The sequence below is a fragment of the Vibrio sp. D173a genome (assembly GCF_030248475.1).
Map to the genome: position 1 here is coordinate 14,190 of NZ_JAHGAH010000115.1, position 19,232 is coordinate 33,421.

Below are 19,232 nucleotides of genomic sequence, written 5' to 3' on the forward strand. Positions count from 1 at the left end.
GTGAAGAAAGCTGTTCTTTATGTGGTGATTTTTATTGCCTTTTTCTCGACCAGTTTGATCGCTGGCTTGCCAATCTCTTGGGTATTGCAACAAGTGCCGACGGTAAAAGGTTTGGATATTCAAGGTGCGCAAGGCACGGTTTGGCAAGGCAGTGCATCCAATGTGCGTTGGCAGCGTCAAAACTTAGGTGAAGTGAACTGGGACTTCCAACTTTCTGGCCTATTTACTGGTAAAGCAGAATTCGCGGTACGTTTTGGTCGTGGGAGCGATATGGACGTGCGTGGACGTGGCTTGGTTGGCTACAGTCTTACCAGCGGTCCATACGCAGAAAACTTAGTTGCGTCGATTCCAGCGGCCAAAGTGGTGGAGCAAGCTCGCCTTCCCGTACCTGTTGGTGTGGATGGGCAGCTTGAGTTGAACATCCGTCATGCGACGTATGCGGCACCTTGGTGTAAGACGGCTGAAGGCACGCTAGTTTGGAGCGCAAGTGGTATTCAAAGCCCACTTGGCAGTCTTGAACTAGGCCCCGTCATTGCTGATTTAAACTGTAAAGACAGCGTGCTTTCGGCATCGGGTGAGCAAAAGAGCAAGCAAGTATCGGCGGCGTTTTCTGCTGAGCTAATGCCAAATCAACGTTATTCTACCAAAGCGTGGTTTAAGCCAGGAGCAGAGTTCCCATCAGGTATGAGTGACCAGCTGAAATGGCTAGGTAATCCAAACGCTCAAGGGCAATACGAGTTTGATTACAAAGGGCGTTTCTAGCCAAATCTGTCATTCAGAACATTATCAAAGAGCTGCCAGTGTGCAGCTCTTTTTGCTTTTGGGTCATGGTAGGCCAAACCCTCTATTCGCTGTACAATAAATCCAGCTGATTATAGGTTTTTGATTAAGTTGTTGATTTTTAATTGAATAATTTAAGTGTGTACAGCTAAGGAAGCATTTAGATCATAGTAGGCCAAATACTTATATCGCTGTACAAGAAGAAAAAAGAAAGGCCACGAACTCGATTCGTGGCCTTTAAAATCTAGCAATGGGGCTGATTGGATTGGGGTTAATCTTTGCGCTGGAGAATCTCATCCCATGGCAAATCCGCGTCACCCAGTACGATGAAGTTCGGGTTCTCCAACGTCTCACGCTCATTGTAAGACAGCGGTTCAAGTTGCGTACTAAGAATTCGTCCGCCCGCTTCTTCTACAATGCATTGTGTAGCAGCGGTATCCCACTCGCCAGTTGGACCTAGACGTAAGTAACAGTCCACTGCACCTTCAGCGACAAGGCAGGCTTTAAGTGCGGCAGAGCCGAGTGGAATTAAATCATAGTTCCAAGCGCTACTCATGCGGCTCGTGATGCGGTTGATGTCTTGGCGACGGCTGATTGCGATAGCGATGTTTTGCCCAGGTTGTTCATGTTTGTGAGTGTGGATTTTCACGCTCTCAGACATGTCTGGAATCTTCCACGCGCCCTTGCCGTTGTAAGCATAATAAGTCACGCCAGAAACCGGACCGTAAACCACACCCATGGTTGGCTTGTTGTTGTCGATAAGGGCGATAATGGTCGCGAAGTCACCGCTGCGCGCGATGAACTCTTGTGTACCATCAAGTGGGTCAACCAGCCAGTAGCGTTCCCATTGCGCACGTTGCTCTAAGCTGATGTCCGCGGCTTCTTCAGAAAGCACGGGGATATCTGGCGTAAGCTCGCTTAAACGCTCGGTGATCAGCTTGTGCGCTGCGATATCAGCACTGGTGACTGGGGTCTCGTCACTTTTGGTGTAAGCTTCGTACTGCTTTTTCTCGTAAATATCGAGAATCAATTGTCCCGCGCTGCGAGCAATTTCGATGACTTGCGGGAGCAGGTGAGATAAATCTTTTGTCATTGGCATAAGTAATGGTCCTTTCTCACAATTATGGTCCAGCTCTTCGGCTGCGATTAGTTTTGTTTGTGAGTGGTGTTTTGTAAGTGTTTCAGTGCCAACATCAACGCTGTGATACTTCGTGCTTCACAAAAATCTAAGTGCGTTAATAGTTCTTCCGCTTGCGCTAATGGCCAGCGAACGATTTCTAATGGTTCTGGCTCGTCACCTTCTTGTTTCTCAGGGTATAGGCTCTGTCCTAAGAACAGCGTCATTTTGCTGGAGAAGTAAGAAGGTGCAAGGATCACCTGTTTTAATGGCGTTAGCTCATGAGAGCCGAAACCAATTTCTTCTTTTAACTCTCGATCGGCCGCTTGTAATGGTGTCTCTCCTGGGTCGATAAGACCTTTCGGAAAGCCCAGTTCGTAGCGTTCTGTGCCTGCCGCGTACTCGCGTACTAACAGTAAGTCACCTTGCTCAGTGACAGGCACAACCATCACGGCATCGCGACCACTTGGTTTCATGCGTTCATAAGTACGCAGTTCGCCATTAGAGAAGCGAAGGTCGAGGGCTTCCACAGCAAACAGCTTAGATTGTGCGACCGTCTGACAAGAGAGAATCTCTGGTGGGGTCCTTTTCGACATAACGCTGGCTCCTTAGTATCGTTAACTCATCGAGGGAAATGAGATTTCTTAATATATGAGAAGAAAGCTCGAGTTTCTAGCATGATGATTCAGCTTAACTCAATTGAAAACAAAAATGGGAGGCAAACGCCTCCCATTTCTCGTCGATATGCATTACTAGCAAGCCATGAACGACTTAGTAGTAAGAGTGATCACCACGATCGTGCTCAGTTGCATCGCGAACTGCTGTCAGTTCACCAACGAATTGATTAAGAAGCTCTTTTTCAATGCCTTCTTTTAGTGTCACATCGACCATTGAACAGCCGTTACAACCACCGCCAAATGCAACGATAGCAATACCATCGTCCGTGATTTCAACTAGGTTTACGTGACCACCGTGACCTGCAAGTTGCGGGTTCACTTGAGTTTGGATCACGTACTCAACACGCTCTACAAGCGGTGCATCGTCAGACACTTTACGCATTTTTGCGTTTGGCGCTTTTAGCGTTAGCTGAGAGCCCATTTTGTCTGTCACAAAGTCGATTTCAGCGTCTTCTAGAAACGGTAGGCTTAGCTCGTCAATGAATGCCGAGAAACCGCTGTAAGGGATTTCTGTGTCAGTGCCTTCAACCGCTTCTGGTGGGCAGTAAGATACGCCACACTCTGCGTTTTGGGTTCCTGGGTTAACAACGAAAACTCGGATGTTAGTACCTTCAGGTTGTTGGCCTAAAAGGTTGGCGAAATGCGTTTGCGCAGTTTCTGTAATAGTAATATTTGACACGACGAATACCTGAGTAAATTTGTAGGCTATTGCTGCTATTCTACTCCTGTTACCGCCTCGGTCTAGTCTTTTTGATGCTAAGACATGGCGAAGCGATCTAGAGCGAACCGGGCGCAGGAGTTCTGCAGATGCAGTAAATATCGATGCTTTCTACGCCAACTTCAAGTAGTAAATGACATAATTGTCGGACCGTACTACCTGTTGTAACCACATCATCCACAATCGCGACGTGGGAAAAGTCCACCTCACCTTGTAGGGCAAATGCCCCTTGCAAATTTTGCTCGCGACTGGCTTTTTTGTTTCCTCGTTGTGATTGGACGTTTTTGACGCGTTTAAATACCTTGTTTTCATAGCGCACATCTAAATGATGGGAGAGGTGTTTGGCCAAGATGTGGCTCTGGTTGAAACCTCGTTTTAAGAAGCGCTGCCAGTGAACGGGCACACTTGTAATCACTGGGGCAGGCTGCTCAACTCGCTCTGCTAATAATTGAGTGAGCGCGCCCACATGCCAGATTTCGCCATGATCTTTAAAACGCTGTACTTGTTGAGAGAGCGGGAAGTCATAATCCCCTAAGGTATACAAACGCCGCCATGGTGGTGGCTCTTTCAGGCATTCTCCACACTCTGTGGCGGCTTGTGATTCCTCTCCTGTTATTTTTAAACCACAACGTACGCAGCGCTCAATTGGTGTGAGTTGGTCAAAACAGCAATCACACCAACGCATTAGGTTGGGCGTTTGGCGTTGAGGTATGGGAAATCGGCATAATCCGCATTGGCTACTGAGTACGCGATGCATGATGTTTTGCCATTGATGAGATAACATACAATCCATCCGAGGTGAGAGAGTCACCAGACTAAAGCTTGGATTGCGTGGTAAGGAATAAGATAAGTGGGAGAGAACGAGAGCATGAGCACGAATTTACACTGGCAGTCATTTGGTCAAGGACCAGATTTGGTGTTGCTTCATGGTTGGAGTATGAATGGTGCGGTATGGCAGCAGACCGTCGAGTCTCTTCAACCTTATTTCCGAGTGCATGTGGTCGATCTTCCGGGGTACGGACACAGCGCAGAATCCCACGCCGAAGACTTAGCAAAAATCGCTGACCTTGTTCTGCAAGACGCACCAGAGAAAGCAGTCTGGCTTGGCTGGTCATTAGGTGGCTTGGTGGCAACCCACATTGCACTTAATGCTCCGCAGCGTGTAAGTAAGTTAATCACGGTAGCAAGTTCACCAAAATTCGCCGCTGAGCGTCCTTGGCGTGGCATTCAACCTAACGTGTTAACCGCATTCACCGATCAATTGCTGGAAGACTTCTCTGTCACTATTGAGCGCTTTATGGCACTGCAAGCGATGGGCAGTCCATCTGCGCGCAAAGACGTTAAGCAACTCAAGCAAGCAGTATTATCGCGTCCGCAGCCGAATCCTGATTCATTGTTGGTTGGCTTGAATATTCTTGCCGATGTGGATCTGCGCGATGCGCTGACTTCCCTTTCTATGCCGATGCTGCGTCTTTATGGTCGACTTGATGGTTTAGTGCCAATCAAAGTGGCAAGTGACTTAAGTGAGCAGTTGCCAAGCACTCAGCAGTTCGTTTTCAACCAATCTTCTCATGCGCCGTTCATGACCGAACATGAAGCGTTTTGTCTCCAAGTGCGAGAATTTGCCGCTTAATTAGCGAGTCTACAAATCTAAGCGAATAAAGCCCTAAAGCTGCTTAAAAATTGGTCGATATAAGTTTTAGCGAACTCTTCTTGCGGGAGGAGTTTGCTGTATTGACGAGTTGGGCGACTCTGAGGAGGGTTCGCAATGATTGTGTCACCGCCTAACGTAAGCGTGCCACTGATCGCCCCATCCGTTAATGTGCAGACGGAACAAGCTGCTCGTGACAATAAAGTCCGAGAACCTGTGACGCCAACAGTCGCACTGGCGAAAACCAATGCGGAGCGCAAAGTAAAAAGTGATGAGAAGCGGCGACGCCAATCCTCGTGGGACCCATCGGAGCATCCAGACTACGAAGTGGAACCCGAGGTGGATACCCGTTATCACGAAGAACCGGAAGACACGCTAGAACGTCTGTTTGGTTTGCTTGCGCTCAAGAGTTACAGCGAAGATCAGGGTAAGGGCTACGCGATACGCTTTCGATTACCTAAGCGCATTTTGGATGCTGCGGTCAAAGAGGGATTGATGAAAAAGCGCAGGAAGGTGATTAAGTTTCATTATGGTCACTCGGTCGCGCCCCATACACCGTCAGAAGTGATAGCAGTATTATGACGACTCAATATCCTACTCAAATAAAAACGCTCCAAGCAGATTAACTGATTGGAGCGTTTTCTTTTTAGCTATCAAAGCTCGTTAGCGGTGAAGCCTCGTTATTAATGGTGAAGCTTAGGCGAGATTACTTTTTCGCTTTAGCAAACGCTGCGGCAAAAGCACCGCCCATCGCGTTGTTAGATGACGAGTCATCACGGCGAGGTTGACGACGCTGCGGTTGGTCATTACGGCGGGGCGCTGCTGATGAGCGTTGGCTACGGTTGTCTTGGCCCGGTTCGTCGTTCATACGCATCGACAAACCAATGCGCTTACGCTGCACGTCCACTTCCATCACCTTCACTTTTACGATGTCGCCCGCTTTCACCACTTCACGTGGGTCAGACACAAAGCGGTCTGTCAGTGCAGAAATATGCACAAGACCGTCTTGGTGAACGCCGATATCAACGAAGGCACCGAAGTTGGCTACGTTCGATACCACGCCTTCTAGAATCATGCCCGGTTCCAAGTCAGAAACTGAGTTTACGCCTTCTGCGAACGTTGCCGTTTTGAATTCTGGACGCGGGTCACGACCCGGTTTATCTAGCTCTTTGATGATGTCAGTAATGGTTGGAACACCGAAGTTATCGTCGGTGTAGTCGACAGCATGCAGACCTTTTAGGAAGCTTGAATCACCAATCAGTGCTTTGATGTCTTTGTTGTTCTTCTCAGAAATTGCTTTTACCACTGGGTACGCTTCTGGGTGAACCGCAGACGCATCAAGAGGGTTCTTACCATCCATAATACGTAGGAAACCCGCACACTGCTCGAATGCCTTAGGGCCTAAACGAGGTACTTTCTTCAAGGTTGTACGTGCTTCGAAACGACCGTTTTCATCACGGAAGTCGACAATGTTCTGCGCAATGGTGCTCGACAAGCCCGCTACGCGTGTCAGTAGCGCCGCAGAAGCAGTGTTCACGTCTACACCGACCGCGTTTACACAGTCTTCCACAATCGCATCTAGGCGTTTTGCCAGCATTGATTGGCTAACATCGTGCTGGTATTGGCCCACACCGATCGACTTAGGATCGATTTTCACTAGTTCAGCCAGTGGGTCTTGTAGACGACGAGCAATCGACACCGCACCACGTAGAGATACGTCCATATTCGGGAACTCTTTCGCTGCAAGCTCAGACGCTGAGTAAACCGATGCACCCGCTTCACTCACAATGATCTTCTGAACTTTCAGGTTGCCACGTTTGATGACGTCTGCGACAAAGCTGTCGGTTTCACGTGAAGCCGTGCCGTTGCCGATAGCGATCAAATCCACGTTGTATTTGCGCACCAGCTGATCAACGATTTGCGCTGATTTGTCGTATTGTTTTTGTGGTGGGTGAGGGTAGATGGTTTCGGTTGCAAGCACTTTACCAGTCGGATCAACAATAGCGATTTTAGAGCCCGTGCGCAGACCCGGATCGAGACCAAGTGTTGCACGAGGACCTGCCGGTGCTGCCATCAACAAGTCTTTTAAGTTGGTGGCGAATACTTCAATCGCTTCGATTTCTGCGCGCTCTTTCATTGCGCCCATTAGCTCGGTTTCCATGTGCATCGATACTTTGATGCGCCATGCCCAGCTTATCACTTGCTTACGCCACGTATCCGCAGGTGCGCTGCTAAGTGTCACGCCGTAGTGGTCAGCGATAATCGTTTCGCAGTAAGACTGACGCGCGCCTTCTTCCTGTTCTGGATCGGCATTCATTGCCAATGTCAGGAAGCCTTCGTTACGACCACGTAGCATTGCCAGTGCGCGGTGCGATGGTACTTTGCTTAATGGCTCGTTGTGGTTGAAGTAATCTTTAAACTTCTCACCTTCTTGCTCTTTGCCTTCAACGACGCGAGCACCCATTTCCGCATTACGGTTTAGGTGACCACGGATTTTCTCTAGCAGGTTTGCGTCTTCCGCAATGCGTTCCATGATGATTGCGCGAGCGCCATCCAGTGCGGCTTTGGTGTCAGCCACGCCTTTGTCTGCATCAAGGTATTTGCTAGCTTCGCTTTCTGGCTCAGTTTGCGGATGATTCCAAAGCTCGTCTGCAAGTGGCTCAAGACCGGCTTCAATCGCGATCTGACCTTTGGTGCGACGCTTTGGTTTGTAAGGTAGGTACAAGTCTTCAAGACGAGTCTTGCTGTCTGCCTGAGTGATCTCTTGTTCTAGCTCTGGCGTAAGTTTGCCTTGCTCTTGGATCGATTTCAGGATGGTCTGACGGCGATCGTCCAGTTCACGAAGGTAAGACAGACGGCTGTCTAGAGTACGCAGTTGGGTGTCATCAAGGCCGCCCGTCACCTCTTTACGGTAACGTGCAATAAATGGGACCGTGTTACCGTCATCGATAAGGGTTACAGCAGCGTTGACTTGCTCAGGGCGAACATTCAGCTCTTGAGCAATCATGCGACAGATAGCTTGGCTCATCCGTGTATTCTCTTTAATTCTGTTTGGGTATTGGTTGTGTATAGAACATTGGGGTCATTCATGGAATTTGCAATGTTTTAAACTAGTAACTCAAAAATTTACCGAGCGCTGGTGGACATCAGTCAGATTTGTGTCAAAACTGTAATTAAATTGAGAACTTATACGTTTGGTTGTCGACTAACCCTATACCTTGGCTCATACGGAAAACAATGATGAAGAAAATGTCTTTGGCTCTGGCGCTCTCTGGTGCCTTATTGGCGACGCCGCTCGCTTGGTCGCAAACACTTTCCGCGACCACTCAAGATCCGATTTACCGACTTGATGATAAAGTCGTATTGGGACGAGTAGAGAGTGTCTACTACAATGATATTCCTGAGCTAAGTGATGTTCCATTCATTGGTAAGATTGATACCGGTGCCGATACCACATCAATGCACGCTGAAAACATCCACGTCAGCAGTAGCAACCCTGAATACAAAAGTCTCAAAGACGACAAATTGATGTGGGCCATTATTGATGATCTTGGTGGCACCAAAGCCAAATGGGATTCAGACAGCTTCAAACCCTACCAAGTGACCGTGAGCTTTACGATTCATCATCCGTATACAGGGAAAGAAATTAAGATCACCGATGATCTTGAACGCATCAGTGCGATCCGCAGCCGTACCAGTGAAAAACCAATTTTACGTCCGACAGTGAAAATGCCGATGACCATCGCAGGGCACACTGTGGATACCGTGGTCAACCTGACCAAGCGTACTCAATTCTCAGCACCTATCTTGATTGGTAAAACTTACCTCGACAACAACGCGTGGGTGTTTGCTGGTTACGATTACCTGCAAGAGCAACAAAAGGCGCAGATGATCGGTAAAAAAGAAACGGTGAATGTTGAAGGCGTGCCATACAAGGTAAGCATTTCGACCACCAGTCGTTACACCAACGTGCACGCGCTGAATATCAAAGTTGATAAGAAGAAAAAACAAGTCTCCTTCACTTTAGAAGGTGAGAACGGTAAGCGTCATCCAATGACACTGCCACTCGTCCGTATGTTGAAAACCAGCAAGAGTGAACGCCCTCTGGTGTATCTACCTGTGCAAGTGAGTGAAACTGAAACTCAGCAATGGTTGGTGTACCTGCGTGATCGTAGCGGTTTTAGTTCGCAAATCCGTTTGGGCAAAGACGTGGCGAGTCAGCACTTCGTGATTGATACCGACAAAGAAAACTTGCTTGGAGGTGTTGAAAAGTCATTTAAGAGCGCGCTGAAATCTAAGCCTCTGGTTATCTCGCCAGAAGAGTCAGTCAACATTGATGGCCACGTACTGCCAGCGTATCCAACTTTCGCGGTGAAAACGCCGTTGTTGCGTGTGGATGGCTTTGAATTGACGGAAAAAGACAAGAAAGAAGTAGTGACCTTCTACCTGCCAAGCGCGAACGGCAAGGAAGAGAAAATCACTAAACGCGTATTGAAGAAGCTCAAAGTGGGTGATTCGGTTCGCCCAGTAGTAGAAGGTGACTTCCTATTTGGTGATGAAGAGAAGAGCATCGAATTTGCCATTGATGTTTTAGAGAAAGACGACCAAGAGCAGCCGTTCTTTGTGTTTGGTCACAACATGGCGAAAGGTGGTGTGCTGCTGAATACTCGCGCTGATCACTTACTCGATGCGCGCCCACTGTTTAAAGCGGGTCACATTGAAGTGGCGGAAGTGGAAGGCATGTTTTTCCCTGTGAAATTGGATACTGGCGCTGATGTGAGCTCGATTAATGCCAAGAACATCAAACAGTTCAAGAAAGATGGCAAAGACATGGTGAGCTTCACTTACGAGAACGACAGCGGTATGAAGAAAGAATTTACCAAGCCCGTTGTTGACGTGATGCGCATTAAAGCCAAGAAAGGTGAGAAAGCCAACGTACGTCCTGTGGTGGAAATGCACGTCAAGCTTGGCGAACTAGAGAAGAAGATTCGCGTTAACTTGCAAGATCGTAGCCGCTTCCATTACAGCATGATTCTAGGTAAGAACTTCTTGAAGCACGGTGCGATCGTTGCCAGCGATACCAACTACATTGTGACCGAGAAACCTGACTACGAAGAGTAACCTTCAAGGTTGATATTCAAAATGCAAAAGCCGCACTAAAGAGTGCGGCTTTCTTCTTATTGGGTCATTCAATCAGTTTTCTTCGGCTTGGTAGCGAATACTATTGATAAACCATTCTTTGTAGCCTTCCGGCGTTCTTACTGCGAATTCGTCATCGACTTCTTTTTTTAGGAGCGCACGCGCCATTGGGGAATCAATCGAGATATAACCTTTTGCATCGCCATAGATTTCATCGGGACCAACGATGCGGAAGTTCTTCACATCGCCCGCTTCATTCTCAATTTCCACCCAAGCACCAAAGAACACTTTGCCTTCTTGCTGAGGTGAGTAATCCACCACTTTGACTTGCTCTAGACGCTTTCGTAAGTATCTGACACGACGGTCAATTTCACGCAGGCGTTTTTTGTTGTATTGATAATCAGCGTTTTCACTTCGGTCGCCTAAGCTTGCTGCCCAAGTGACTTTCTTGGTGACTTCTGGGCGTTCTTCTCGCCATAAAAAGTCGAGTTCGGTTTTTAGGCGATTGTAGCCTTCACGGGTAATTAAATTGGTTTTCATTAGAAGTAAATCAGCCTTTATTGGATTCTGTTGATCATAGTAGCCTTGATTTTGTCTGACTGTAAATTGTTGTGATGAGAAGAAAAACGGCGTGAAACATCGAAAAAATTCATCAAAACCGTGGCTAAGATAAAAAGAGTAACAATTTGCACAAGCACGTTTGAAAAAACAGTGATACATTTTTGACTATAGATGCCTCTGAAAGGATGTTTCAATGCAGGAAAATCATAAAATATTAGTGGTTGATGACGATGCTCGTTTGCGTGCTCTTTTGGAGCGTTACCTTTCTGAGCAAGGTTTTCAGGTGAGAAGTGTCGCTAACGGCGAGCAGATGGACCGCCTTCTGACCCGTGAAAACTTCCACCTTATGGTGTTGGATTTAATGTTGCCGGGCGAAGATGGCTTATCGATTTGTCGTCGTCTACGTCATGCTAACAACATGCTACCTATTCTGATGCTGACAGCGAAAGGCGATGAAGTCGATCGTATCGTTGGTCTTGAAGTGGGTGCAGACGATTACCTACCAAAACCGTTCAACCCGCGTGAACTGCTGGCTCGTATTAAAGCAGTACTTCGCCGCCAAACGGTTGAACTACCAGGAGCGCCAAGCACGGAAGAGAAAGTGGTTGAATTCGGTGACTTCCGTCTGAACCTAGGTACGCGTGAAATGTTCCGTGGTGACGAAGCGATGCCACTGACTTCGGGTGAATTCGCGGTGCTGAAAGCGCTTGTGACCAACGCTCGTGAGCCGATGTCGCGTGATAAGCTGATGAACATGGCTCGTGGCCGTGAATACTCGGCGATGGAACGTTCTATCGACGTTCAAATCTCGCGTTTACGCCGCATGCTAGAAGACGATCCAAGCAAGCCTCGCTACATCCAAACGGTATGGGGCTTAGGTTACGTGTTCGTCCCAGACGGCAAAGAAGCGTAAGTACCTCTAAGGTCTGCCGATAATACTCGCTGCTCATATTCCACCCTCAAGCCTCCTTCCTGTTTGAGGGCTGGAAACTCGCAATTAATGTTGTTCACTAGGAACAGTCCATTAGGGATCCTCCATGCGAATCCGAAGTTCATTTACACAATCTATTCTGCTGTTCATCTCTTTGCTTCTCGCTAGCCAAGTCTTTTCTTACTACGCCGTTTTTAACTACGCGTTGATGCCAAGTTTGCAGCAGTTCAACAAAATTCTCGCTCATGAATTGAATCTGGTGCTTGATGAAGATGGCCTACTCAAGGCTGATGCGCCGCTGCGCCACCAACTGTTAGAAAACTTGGGCGTGACGGTACACAGCGTTGATAGCGAGATGATGAATGAGTTCAATCATGCGATGTCGATTGATTTGATGTCGGAAGAGATGACGCAAGAGCTCGGCTCTCCAACGGAAGTGCGTTTGCTGCTTGGCAGTGAAAGCTACATTCTGTGGATGCGTATCGATCAGTTGCCGAACTCCATCATCCGTATTCCGCTCTCTGAGCTGCAAGAAGAAGATTTTGCGCCGCTGTTTCGCAATAGCTTAATCATGGCGCTGCTTATCATTGCTGGTGGTTGGCTGTTTATCCGTTTGCAAAATCGACCTTTGATTGCGCTGGAGAAAGCCGCTAAAGGAGTAGGTCGAGGTGAAATTCCGCCACCATTGCCAGAGAAGGGTGCTTCAGAAATCCGCTCTGTAACTCGCGCATTTAACCAGATGTCGAAAGGCATTCAAGAACTGGAAGAAGATCGTGCACTACTGATGGCAGGCATCAGCCACGACTTACGTACGCCATTGACGCGTATTCGTCTTGCGACAGAAATGATGTCGCCAGAAGACAGTTACCTAGCCGAGGGCATCATCAGTGATACCGAAGAGTGTAACGAGATCATCAGCCAATTTATGGACTACCTCAAACCAGTAAACAAAGAGTCGTTTGAGCAAGTAGACATCAATACCATCACCAGCGATGTAGCAACGTCGGAAGGGGGTTATGAAGTCGAAATTGAAACTGACCTCAACCCAACGATGCCAACCGCAAAAGGCAGCCCGATCGCTATCAAACGTGCGGTGAGTAACCTTGTGGTCAATGCTCTGCGTTATGGCAATGGCTGGGTGAAAATCAGTACGGGCGTCACCGCCGACAAACAGCTGGTATGGGTTTGCGTTGAAGACAATGGTCCAGGCATTGAGCAATCACAAATCGCACGCTTGTTTGAACCTTTTACTCGTGGTGATACTGCTCGTGGCAGTGAAGGGACAGGCTTAGGATTAGCCATTGTGAAGCGTATCGTTAGCCAGCATTCTGGCTCGGTTGTGGTACGTAACCGCAGTGAAGGTGGGTTAAGTGCGCAAATCAGCTTCCCAACCAAGTAAGCTTTCTTTGACCAATTGATTCCAATAAAAAAGCCCAACCAAAGTTTGGTTGGGCTTTTCGATCATCCTAGTGCAAGGTTAGGACTCTTTTACCTCTTGAGCAACCAGCTCGTCTTCCTCTTCCAGTTTCTCTGGAAGCAATAGGTTCAATACGATAGCGGTGATGCCGCCTGCCGCCACGCCTGTTGAGAAAATACTCTTAATAAACTCAGGCATGAATTGCAGAATTTCAGGTTTTTGTGCAATGCCTAAACCCATCGAGAACGACAGCGCCATAATTAGGATTGCGCGGCGATCGAGGTCGACACGGGAGATGATGCGTACACCCGCAGCGGCAATGGTACCGAACATCACGATAGTCGCGCCGCCCAGCACTGGCTCAGGAATCAGCTGAACAAAGCTTGCCACACCCGGGAACAGACCCAGAATCACCAACATGCCTGAGATGAAGTAACCTACGTAACGGCTTGCTACGCCAGTGAGCATGATGATGCCGTTGTTTTGGCTAAAGGTAGAGTTCGGGAAGCTGTTGAATACTGCTGCAATCGCTGAGTTCAGACCGTCAGCTAATACGCCGCCTTTGATTCGCTTCATGTAAACCGGACCTTTCACTGGCTCACCGGAAACTTCAGACGTTGCGGTAATGTCACCAATTGCTTCTAGCGCTGTGATAAAGAAAATCAGAACCAGTGGAATAAACAGCGACCAATCGAAGCTTAAGCCGTATTGCATTGGGATTGGCAGCGCGATGAGGTCAGTTTCGCCCAGTGTTGAGGTGTCGACCATGCCCATGAAGTACGCCATGACGTAGCCAACCAGCATTGCAATTACAATTGATGCAACACGTAGGTATGGGTTCTTTGAACGGTTAAGGATTACGATCAAGCCAAGTACTGTGCCAGCGAGAGCTAACTTGTCTAGGCTACCGAAAGAGCCATCGCTCATTGCCGCGTAGCCACCACCCATTGATACCAAACCCACTTGAATTAGGGTCAGCCCAATAAGCGTCACGACAATGCCAGATACCAATGGTGTAATGATGCGGCGTGCGTGTTCTAGGACGCGAGATAGCAGGATTTCAGCAAAAGACGCGACCAAGATAGTACCGAAAATCGCTGCCATCATGGTGCTGATGTCCGCGCCGCCGGCTTTAAGAGAAAGACCCGCACCAATGATTGGACCAAGGAAGTTGAAGCTGGTGCCTTGCACTGAAAGCAAGCCTGAGCCGATAGGTCCAAAGGTACGAATTTGAATAAAGGAAGACACGCCAGATGCAAACAGCGACATGCTGATGATGGTGTTGGTTTGGTCAGCAGGCACACCCAAAGACTGACAAATGATCAGAGAAGGGGTGATAACGGCTACGAACATCGCCAATAAGTGCTGAAGTGCAGCAAAAATGGTCTGAGGTAGTGGTGGACGATCGTTTAACTGATAGACCAGTTCCGAAGTTCGGTTTGAAGTTGTCATGTTTGTCTCGCTAGTCGCAATAATTCTTGCTCCAGAGCTCGCTGAATGGGAGTGCTGGGTGGAGTTGACGTTATGACCTGTGATTGCTGTTAATCAGTGTCAACTCAGGTTGGTTTGATGTGACAAAGCGCACACCATAAATTTTGAGCGCGATTATAGAGGGATTTATTCAAAAAGCAAACGTTTGCTTTGGGCTGGAAAGAAAAGGCGATAACGGAATGGTTATCGCCTTTAAGGTTTTACTTTGGAAGATTAGTTTTTCAGGTGCTTATCGAAGAAGCCCAACACATGAGCGTAATATTTAGCTCGGTGTTCATCTTTGTAAAAGCCATGTCCTTCATCGTCTAGTACAAAAGATTCGTATGGGTAGTTGAGCTTGTCGAGTGCTTTAGCCATTGCCTCATAATGTTCAATAGGCGCACGTTGATCTTTTCCCCCATGCACGAGAAGGATAGAAGCTTTCAACTTTTCTGCATTATGAGTTGGAGACATGGCTTTCCAGACTTTAGGGTCGGTTCCCAGTACTTCTTTCAAAAAGCTTAATCCCATGCGGCTATCGGGCACATCACCTTCGGTGAACATCAACTCAAGGTCATAAACACCGGCACTGCCCACGGCGCACTGAAACAACTCAGGTGCAAGGGTGGCTGATTGCAATGCACTGTATCCGCCAAAGCTTCCGCCAGAAATACAGATGCGTTCTTTATCTGCGATGCCTTCTGCGACAATGTGTTTGGTGGCGTCGATGATGTCATATTGAATGTTCGTTCCCCATTTACGATAGCCAGCCTCTTCAAACTGCTTACCGAAACCACCACTGCCACGGAAATTTACTTGCATCACAGCATAGCCATTGTTAGCAAGAAATTGATTCTCCTCGGTAAAACGCCACCAATCTCGTGGACCATGAGGACCGCCATGCGGATTGACGATAAGAGGGAGATTTTTTGCTTCAGTATTTGGTGGCAACGTCAGATAACCAGAGATGGTTTTCCCGTCGCGACTGGTGAACTCAAAAGGCTTCACTTCGGCCATTTTCTCTGGGTCTAACCACTCTCGTGCCGAGAACAGATAACGAATTTCTTTTGGCTCGGTTGTAAATAAGTAGTAATCCCCAGGGTTTCTATCGTTAAAGGCCATAATGACGTAAGCATCACCAGCTTCTGTCTCACTGACTAGGCGAACTTGATGACCAGGTAGAGAAGTTAGGATCTGCTTTAGGTACTCGCTGCGTTTGTTTTTTGGATCAACAAAGGCATAAGTAGGGTAATCACTTTCAAACTCGACGGCGTAAAGTTGCTTTGAGTCTGGATCTAACCAATATTCCTTCGGATCGACGGTATCATCCGAGGCAACTTTTGTACTTTTACCGGTTTTTAAGTTGAGGTGATGGATTGCTCTTGGCTCACCTGACTGACTAATCGCGGCATAAACGGAATCTTGATTCTCTGCAAAGGAGATAGGATAGAACTCTTTGAAATTTTTTAAAGCCGCCAATTTATCGGAGCTTTTCCATTGATCGTTGACGCGATAATAAAGCTCGACTTTGTTATTGCTATTCAAACCTGAAACAAAGCGAACTTCACCATCATGGTCGGTGAGAAACCGACTAAACGGGATGGGTGCTGTCGTTATCTTCGAGCGTCTACCGGTGTATACGTTGACGCGGTACACCTCTCTTGGTGCTTCCAAGTTGAAACTGAATTCACCGAAAGGAAGAGCTGAAACTAAGATATGGCGGTCGTCTTCAGGCAGAATATCTAAGACATCACCGTAAGCTCTCACGATAGAAGATGCTCGGACTAGGCGGCTAGTTTGAGGAGGGTTATAACCAAATATATAAGCGTATTTGTTTCCATCCACATTGGCCGAGACGAGTTCGCCATAGTAGCGAGGAGCAGTAGACCAACTCTTTAAATATTCTTTGGATGCGACAACACGTTCATTGTTGACCCAATAATAATCACCCACTTGCTCGTTACCTGAGAAGCGCAGCACACTGCTCGGTTGCATGGTTTTACTGTCGAGTATAACTAAAGCATCTTTACCATCGATACTGGATTCAAAGGCTAAGTGCTTGCCATCTGGTGATATTTTGGGATTAAAGTAAGCCGAACTTTTGGCAAAAAGCTCAGCCGACTGAAGAATCGCGCTCTGTTTATCTTGCGCTGCTAAGGAGGCGGAGTGTACAGAGCCAACTAATGCTGCTGTTACCGCAAGCAAGGTACGTTTTTTCATGCATCTATCCTTGATGACATTGTGTATTTGTGACGTTTTATATCCGCTTGGAGTATTAACTCTATGTAGAGTTTACTTGCTCTAACTTGTCGTAATTATTGAATAAAGTCGAGTTAGCTTTTATTAAATGAGATATTCATTGGTGCAATGAATGTATGCGAAACCAATCGTTACAGAACGGTGTCTTTAATAAGATTTATTAATGGAGCGAGGGTCGGTGAGAAAAGAAGAGCTTACGCCTTAGAATAAATGTCACGCTCGCCTAACCAACGATCAATAATTGCGGTCGCATTCGTTGGGTAGTTGTCATGAATGTAACGTGCAATGCGTTGAACTTCTGGAATTAAGCGCTGATCTCGCACTAAGTCGGCAATTTTAAAATCTGCCAAGCCAGTTTGTTTGGTGCCAAGAAGCTCACCCGGTCCACGAATCTCTAAGTCTTTCTGTGCGATCACGAAGCCGTCGTTGCTTTCTCGCAATACGCCTAAACGTTTTTGGGCGGTTTTTGATAGTGGTGAGTGATACAGCAACACACAATGGCTCGCCACTGAACCTCGACCAACACGACCTCTAAGCTGGTGCAACTGAGCTAAACCTAAACGCTCTGGGTTCTCGATGATCATCAGGCTGGAATTGGGCACGTCCACGCCAACTTCAATCACAGTCGTTGCGACCAGTAAATGCAGCTTGTTGTCTTTGAAATCCTGCATCACGGCTTGCTTCTCTGCGGGCTTCATTCGTCCGTGTACGAGACCAATTCTTACGTCAGGCAGTTTACGTTGCAGCTCTTCTGCAGTGTCAGCGGCGGCTTGAGCTTCCAAGACTTCGGACTCATCAATCAAGGTACATACCCAATACGCTTGCTTGCCTTCGTTTAAGCAAGCATTGCGCACTCGTTCGACAATATCATCGCGTTTGGTGTCTGGAATCGCGACCGTCTGGATTGGTGTTCGACCCGGTGGTAACTCATCAATCACCGACGTTTCTAAATCAGCATAAGCTGTCATGGCTAACGTTCGCGGAATCGGTGTTGCTGTCATGATGAGCTGATGTGGATAAGCGCCTTGTTTCGCGCCTTTCTCGCGTAGCTCTAAGCGCTGGTGGACACCAAAGCGGTGCTGTTCATCAATAATGACCAAAGCAAGATGATGAAACTCAACATGCTCTTGGAAAAGGGCGTGAGTGCCCACTACCATTTGTGCTTCACCACTGGCAATTCGGGCTAGTTCGGCTTCTTTGGCTTTACCTTTCAATTTGCCCGCCAGCCAACCGACCTGAATGCCCATTCTCTCGAACCAATTAGCGAAGTTAATCGCGTGCTGTTCGGCGAGCAGCTCGGTCGGTGCCATTAAAGCGACTTGATAGCCGTGTTCAATGGCTCTGACTGCTGCGAGTGCGGCAACTAAAGTTTTCCCCGAGCCTACGTCACCTTGAACAAGGCGCATCATTGGGTGCGTTTTTTCTAAGTCAGCTTCAATTTCTTTAACCACTCGTGCTTGAGCATTGGTCGGCGAGAAGGGCAATTGAGCCAGTAGTTGCTTTTTCAGCGAGTCACACGACGCCAAAGGCAATGCAACGTCCTGTTGTCCTTTGCTGCGCACTGCCAACATAGAGAGGTTCTGCGCCAGTAATTCTTCCATGATCAAACGAATTTGAGCTGGGTGTTTACCTTCATCAAACTCATCCAAATTAATGGTTGGAGGCGGTCGATGAATCGTATGCAATGCTTGCGACATGGTGATCTGGTGATTGTACAAACCGGAAGGCAGCAACTCTTGCACTGCGGCTTTATCGAGGAGTGATAAAGCTTGTTCCGTCAGGTTACGCAAAGTGATTTGACGCAACCCATCGGTGGTTGGATAAACGGGAGTTAAGCTCTGTTCCACATCCGGCTTTTGCTCACTTACATAAAACTTGTAGTCAGGGTGAACAATTTCTAAGCCCATACCGCCACGCTTAATTTCACCGTAAGCGTGTACTAACTTACCATTCGAGAAATTGTTCTTCATCGCGGCAGTAAAGTTAAAAAAGCGTAGGGTAATGGTGCCATTGCCGTCGCTGATCTTTACCGTCAGCATTTTGCGTTTGCTGAAAGTAGTATCGACAGCCATGACTTTGCCCTGTACCGCCGCCCAAAGTCCGGCATGCAGTTTGGCGATTGGGTAAATGCGAGTGCGATCTTCGTAACGAAGAGGAAGATGAAACAGCAGATCTTGAACGCTATGTAAGCCAACTTTGGCGAGTTTTTCTGCGACTTTAGCGCCAACTCCAGACAGAGAAGTTAAAGGAACAGCAGATAACATTTGGGCAGACATAGTGGGCTCAAGAAAATAGTTAACATAGCAGTATGTTAACCACTAAGCTGTGTTTTTGTACAGGATTAAGTTAGAGAAAGGGATATGGGAACGCTTACGCTCCGAGATTCGAGAACGCTTCGCTTTGGGAATCGGGATGTGTGCACTGGGGTATTGACTGAAAGAAGCTTAAGTATAGAAATAGTTGACAGAACTTGTCCCCAGAAAGGCAAAATAGAGTCGAATCCCGAATCCCG

General features: G+C 47.6%; 15 protein-coding genes. 6 read left to right on the top strand and 9 right to left on the bottom strand.

Annotated features, from left to right (window positions below; genetic code table 11):
• The gene (locus tag KIV40_RS12980; protein ID WP_134977763.1) at window positions 1–762 is read left to right on the top strand and encodes a type II secretion system protein N; all 762 of its coding nucleotides are present in this window, start codon (window positions 1–3) and stop codon (window positions 760–762) included.
• A 289-nt stretch (window positions 763–1,051) separates the two neighbouring features.
• Here the strand turns inward: KIV40_RS12980 and cysQ are convergent, their stop codons facing one another.
• The 4 genes from cysQ to KIV40_RS13000 all read right to left on the bottom strand — a co-directional run bounded on the left by cysQ (window position 1,052) and on the right by KIV40_RS13000 (window position 4,076).
• Complete coding sequence (gene cysQ / locus KIV40_RS12985; RefSeq protein WP_005430183.1) at window positions 1,052–1,879, bottom strand: 3'(2'),5'-bisphosphate nucleotidase CysQ; 828 nt, start codon at window positions 1,877–1,879, stop codon at window positions 1,052–1,054.
• A 47-nt stretch (window positions 1,880–1,926) separates the two neighbouring features.
• Window positions 1,927–2,493 (bottom strand): ADP compounds hydrolase NudE, encoded by a 567-nt coding sequence (nudE, locus tag KIV40_RS12990; protein ID WP_005430103.1) that lies wholly within the window; start codon window positions 2,491–2,493, stop codon window positions 1,927–1,929.
• A gap of 175 nt (window positions 2,494–2,668) precedes the next feature.
• Entirely contained in the window at window positions 2,669–3,253 is a 585-nt protein-coding gene (gene nfuA / locus KIV40_RS12995; RefSeq protein ID WP_005430072.1) for a Fe-S biogenesis protein NfuA, read from the bottom strand.
• A 97-nt stretch (window positions 3,254–3,350) separates the two neighbouring features.
• A complete protein-coding gene (locus KIV40_RS13000) occupies window positions 3,351–4,076 on the bottom strand; it encodes a ComF family protein (RefSeq protein ID WP_285349577.1) in 726 nt (241 codons plus the stop codon).
• An 84-nt stretch (window positions 4,077–4,160) separates the two neighbouring features.
• Here KIV40_RS13000 and bioH point away from each other — a divergent pair, with 84 nt between their 5' ends.
• Window positions 4,161–4,925 carry a pimeloyl-ACP methyl ester esterase BioH gene (bioH, locus tag KIV40_RS13005; RefSeq protein WP_285349579.1) on the top strand — a complete coding sequence of 255 codons (765 nt, stop codon included), beginning with the start codon at window positions 4,161–4,163 and terminating at the stop codon, window positions 4,923–4,925.
• A gap of 135 nt (window positions 4,926–5,060) precedes the next feature.
• On the top strand, window positions 5,061–5,525 hold the full coding sequence (locus tag KIV40_RS13010) for an ATP-dependent Lon protease (RefSeq protein WP_285349581.1): 465 nt from the start codon (window positions 5,061–5,063) through the stop codon (window positions 5,523–5,525).
• A 124-nt stretch (window positions 5,526–5,649) separates the two neighbouring features.
• On the opposite strand, the gene KIV40_RS13015 is transcribed toward KIV40_RS13010, so the two are convergent.
• Window positions 5,650–7,971, bottom strand: coding sequence for a Tex family protein (locus KIV40_RS13015; protein WP_285349583.1), 2,322 nt, complete (start codon window positions 7,969–7,971; stop codon window positions 5,650–5,652).
• A 209-nt stretch (window positions 7,972–8,180) separates the two neighbouring features.
• Here KIV40_RS13015 and KIV40_RS13020 point away from each other — a divergent pair, with 209 nt between their 5' ends.
• On the top strand, window positions 8,181–10,064 hold the full coding sequence (locus KIV40_RS13020) for a RimK/LysX family protein (protein ID WP_103413695.1): 1,884 nt from the start codon (window positions 8,181–8,183) through the stop codon (window positions 10,062–10,064).
• Between the two features lie 72 nt (window positions 10,065–10,136).
• Here the strand turns inward: KIV40_RS13020 and greB are convergent, their stop codons facing one another.
• Entirely contained in the window at window positions 10,137–10,622 is a 486-nt protein-coding gene (gene greB / locus KIV40_RS13025) for a transcription elongation factor GreB (protein WP_009707958.1), read from the bottom strand.
• A gap of 214 nt (window positions 10,623–10,836) precedes the next feature.
• Between greB and ompR the strand changes: the two genes are divergently transcribed.
• Together ompR and envZ are read left to right on the top strand one after the other, a co-directional pair.
• The gene (ompR, locus tag KIV40_RS13030) at window positions 10,837–11,556 is read left to right on the top strand and encodes a two-component system response regulator OmpR (protein WP_005430151.1); all 720 of its coding nucleotides are present in this window, start codon (window positions 10,837–10,839) and stop codon (window positions 11,554–11,556) included.
• Between the two features lie 124 nt (window positions 11,557–11,680).
• Entirely contained in the window at window positions 11,681–12,973 is a 1,293-nt protein-coding gene (envZ, locus tag KIV40_RS13035) for a two-component system sensor histidine kinase EnvZ (protein ID WP_041057249.1), read from the top strand.
• 78 nt (window positions 12,974–13,051) lie between these two features.
• Here the strand turns inward: envZ and KIV40_RS13040 are convergent, their stop codons facing one another.
• The 3 genes from KIV40_RS13040 to recG form a co-directional block, all read right to left on the bottom strand.
• Window positions 13,052–14,443 (bottom strand): uracil-xanthine permease family protein, encoded by a 1,392-nt coding sequence (locus KIV40_RS13040; protein ID WP_050904723.1) that lies wholly within the window; start codon window positions 14,441–14,443, stop codon window positions 13,052–13,054.
• 252 nt (window positions 14,444–14,695) lie between these two features.
• On the bottom strand, window positions 14,696–16,681 hold the full coding sequence (locus KIV40_RS13045) for a S9 family peptidase (protein ID WP_285349585.1): 1,986 nt from the start codon (window positions 16,679–16,681) through the stop codon (window positions 14,696–14,698).
• Between the two features lie 233 nt (window positions 16,682–16,914).
• Window positions 16,915–18,996, bottom strand: a complete 2,082-nt coding sequence (gene recG / locus KIV40_RS13050; protein WP_285349586.1) for an ATP-dependent DNA helicase RecG — start codon at window positions 18,994–18,996, stop codon at window positions 16,915–16,917.
• Window positions 18,997–19,232: the final 236 nt, after the last annotated feature.

Excerpts from the sequence above, each read along its gene's own strand:
- KIV40_RS13040 (WP_050904723.1), bottom strand. The coding sequence starts at position 14,443 with ATGACAACTTCAAACCGAACTTCGGAACTGGTCTATCAGTTAAACGAT.
- KIV40_RS13010 (WP_285349581.1), top strand. The coding sequence starts at position 5,061 with ATGATTGTGTCACCGCCTAACGTAAGCGTGCCACTGATCGCCCCATCC.
- bioH (WP_285349579.1), top strand. The coding sequence starts at position 4,161 with ATGAGCACGAATTTACACTGGCAGTCATTTGGTCAAGGACCAGATTTG.
- ompR (WP_005430151.1), top strand. The coding sequence starts at position 10,837 with ATGCAGGAAAATCATAAAATATTAGTGGTTGATGACGATGCTCGTTTG.
- envZ (WP_041057249.1), top strand. The coding sequence starts at position 11,681 with ATGCGAATCCGAAGTTCATTTACACAATCTATTCTGCTGTTCATCTCT.
- greB (WP_009707958.1), bottom strand. The coding sequence starts at position 10,622 with ATGAAAACCAATTTAATTACCCGTGAAGGCTACAATCGCCTAAAAACC.
- KIV40_RS13020 (WP_103413695.1), top strand. The coding sequence starts at position 8,181 with ATGATGAAGAAAATGTCTTTGGCTCTGGCGCTCTCTGGTGCCTTATTG.
- KIV40_RS13015 (WP_285349583.1), bottom strand. The coding sequence starts at position 7,971 with ATGAGCCAAGCTATCTGTCGCATGATTGCTCAAGAGCTGAATGTTCGC.
- cysQ (WP_005430183.1), bottom strand. The coding sequence starts at position 1,879 with ATGCCAATGACAAAAGATTTATCTCACCTGCTCCCGCAAGTCATCGAA.
- nudE (WP_005430103.1), bottom strand. The coding sequence starts at position 2,493 with ATGTCGAAAAGGACCCCACCAGAGATTCTCTCTTGTCAGACGGTCGCA.
- KIV40_RS13045 (WP_285349585.1), bottom strand. The coding sequence starts at position 16,681 with ATGAAAAAACGTACCTTGCTTGCGGTAACAGCAGCATTAGTTGGCTCT.
- recG (WP_285349586.1), bottom strand. The coding sequence starts at position 18,996 with ATGTCTGCCCAAATGTTATCTGCTGTTCCTTTAACTTCTCTGTCTGGA.
- KIV40_RS13000 (WP_285349577.1), bottom strand. The coding sequence starts at position 4,076 with ATGTTATCTCATCAATGGCAAAACATCATGCATCGCGTACTCAGTAGC.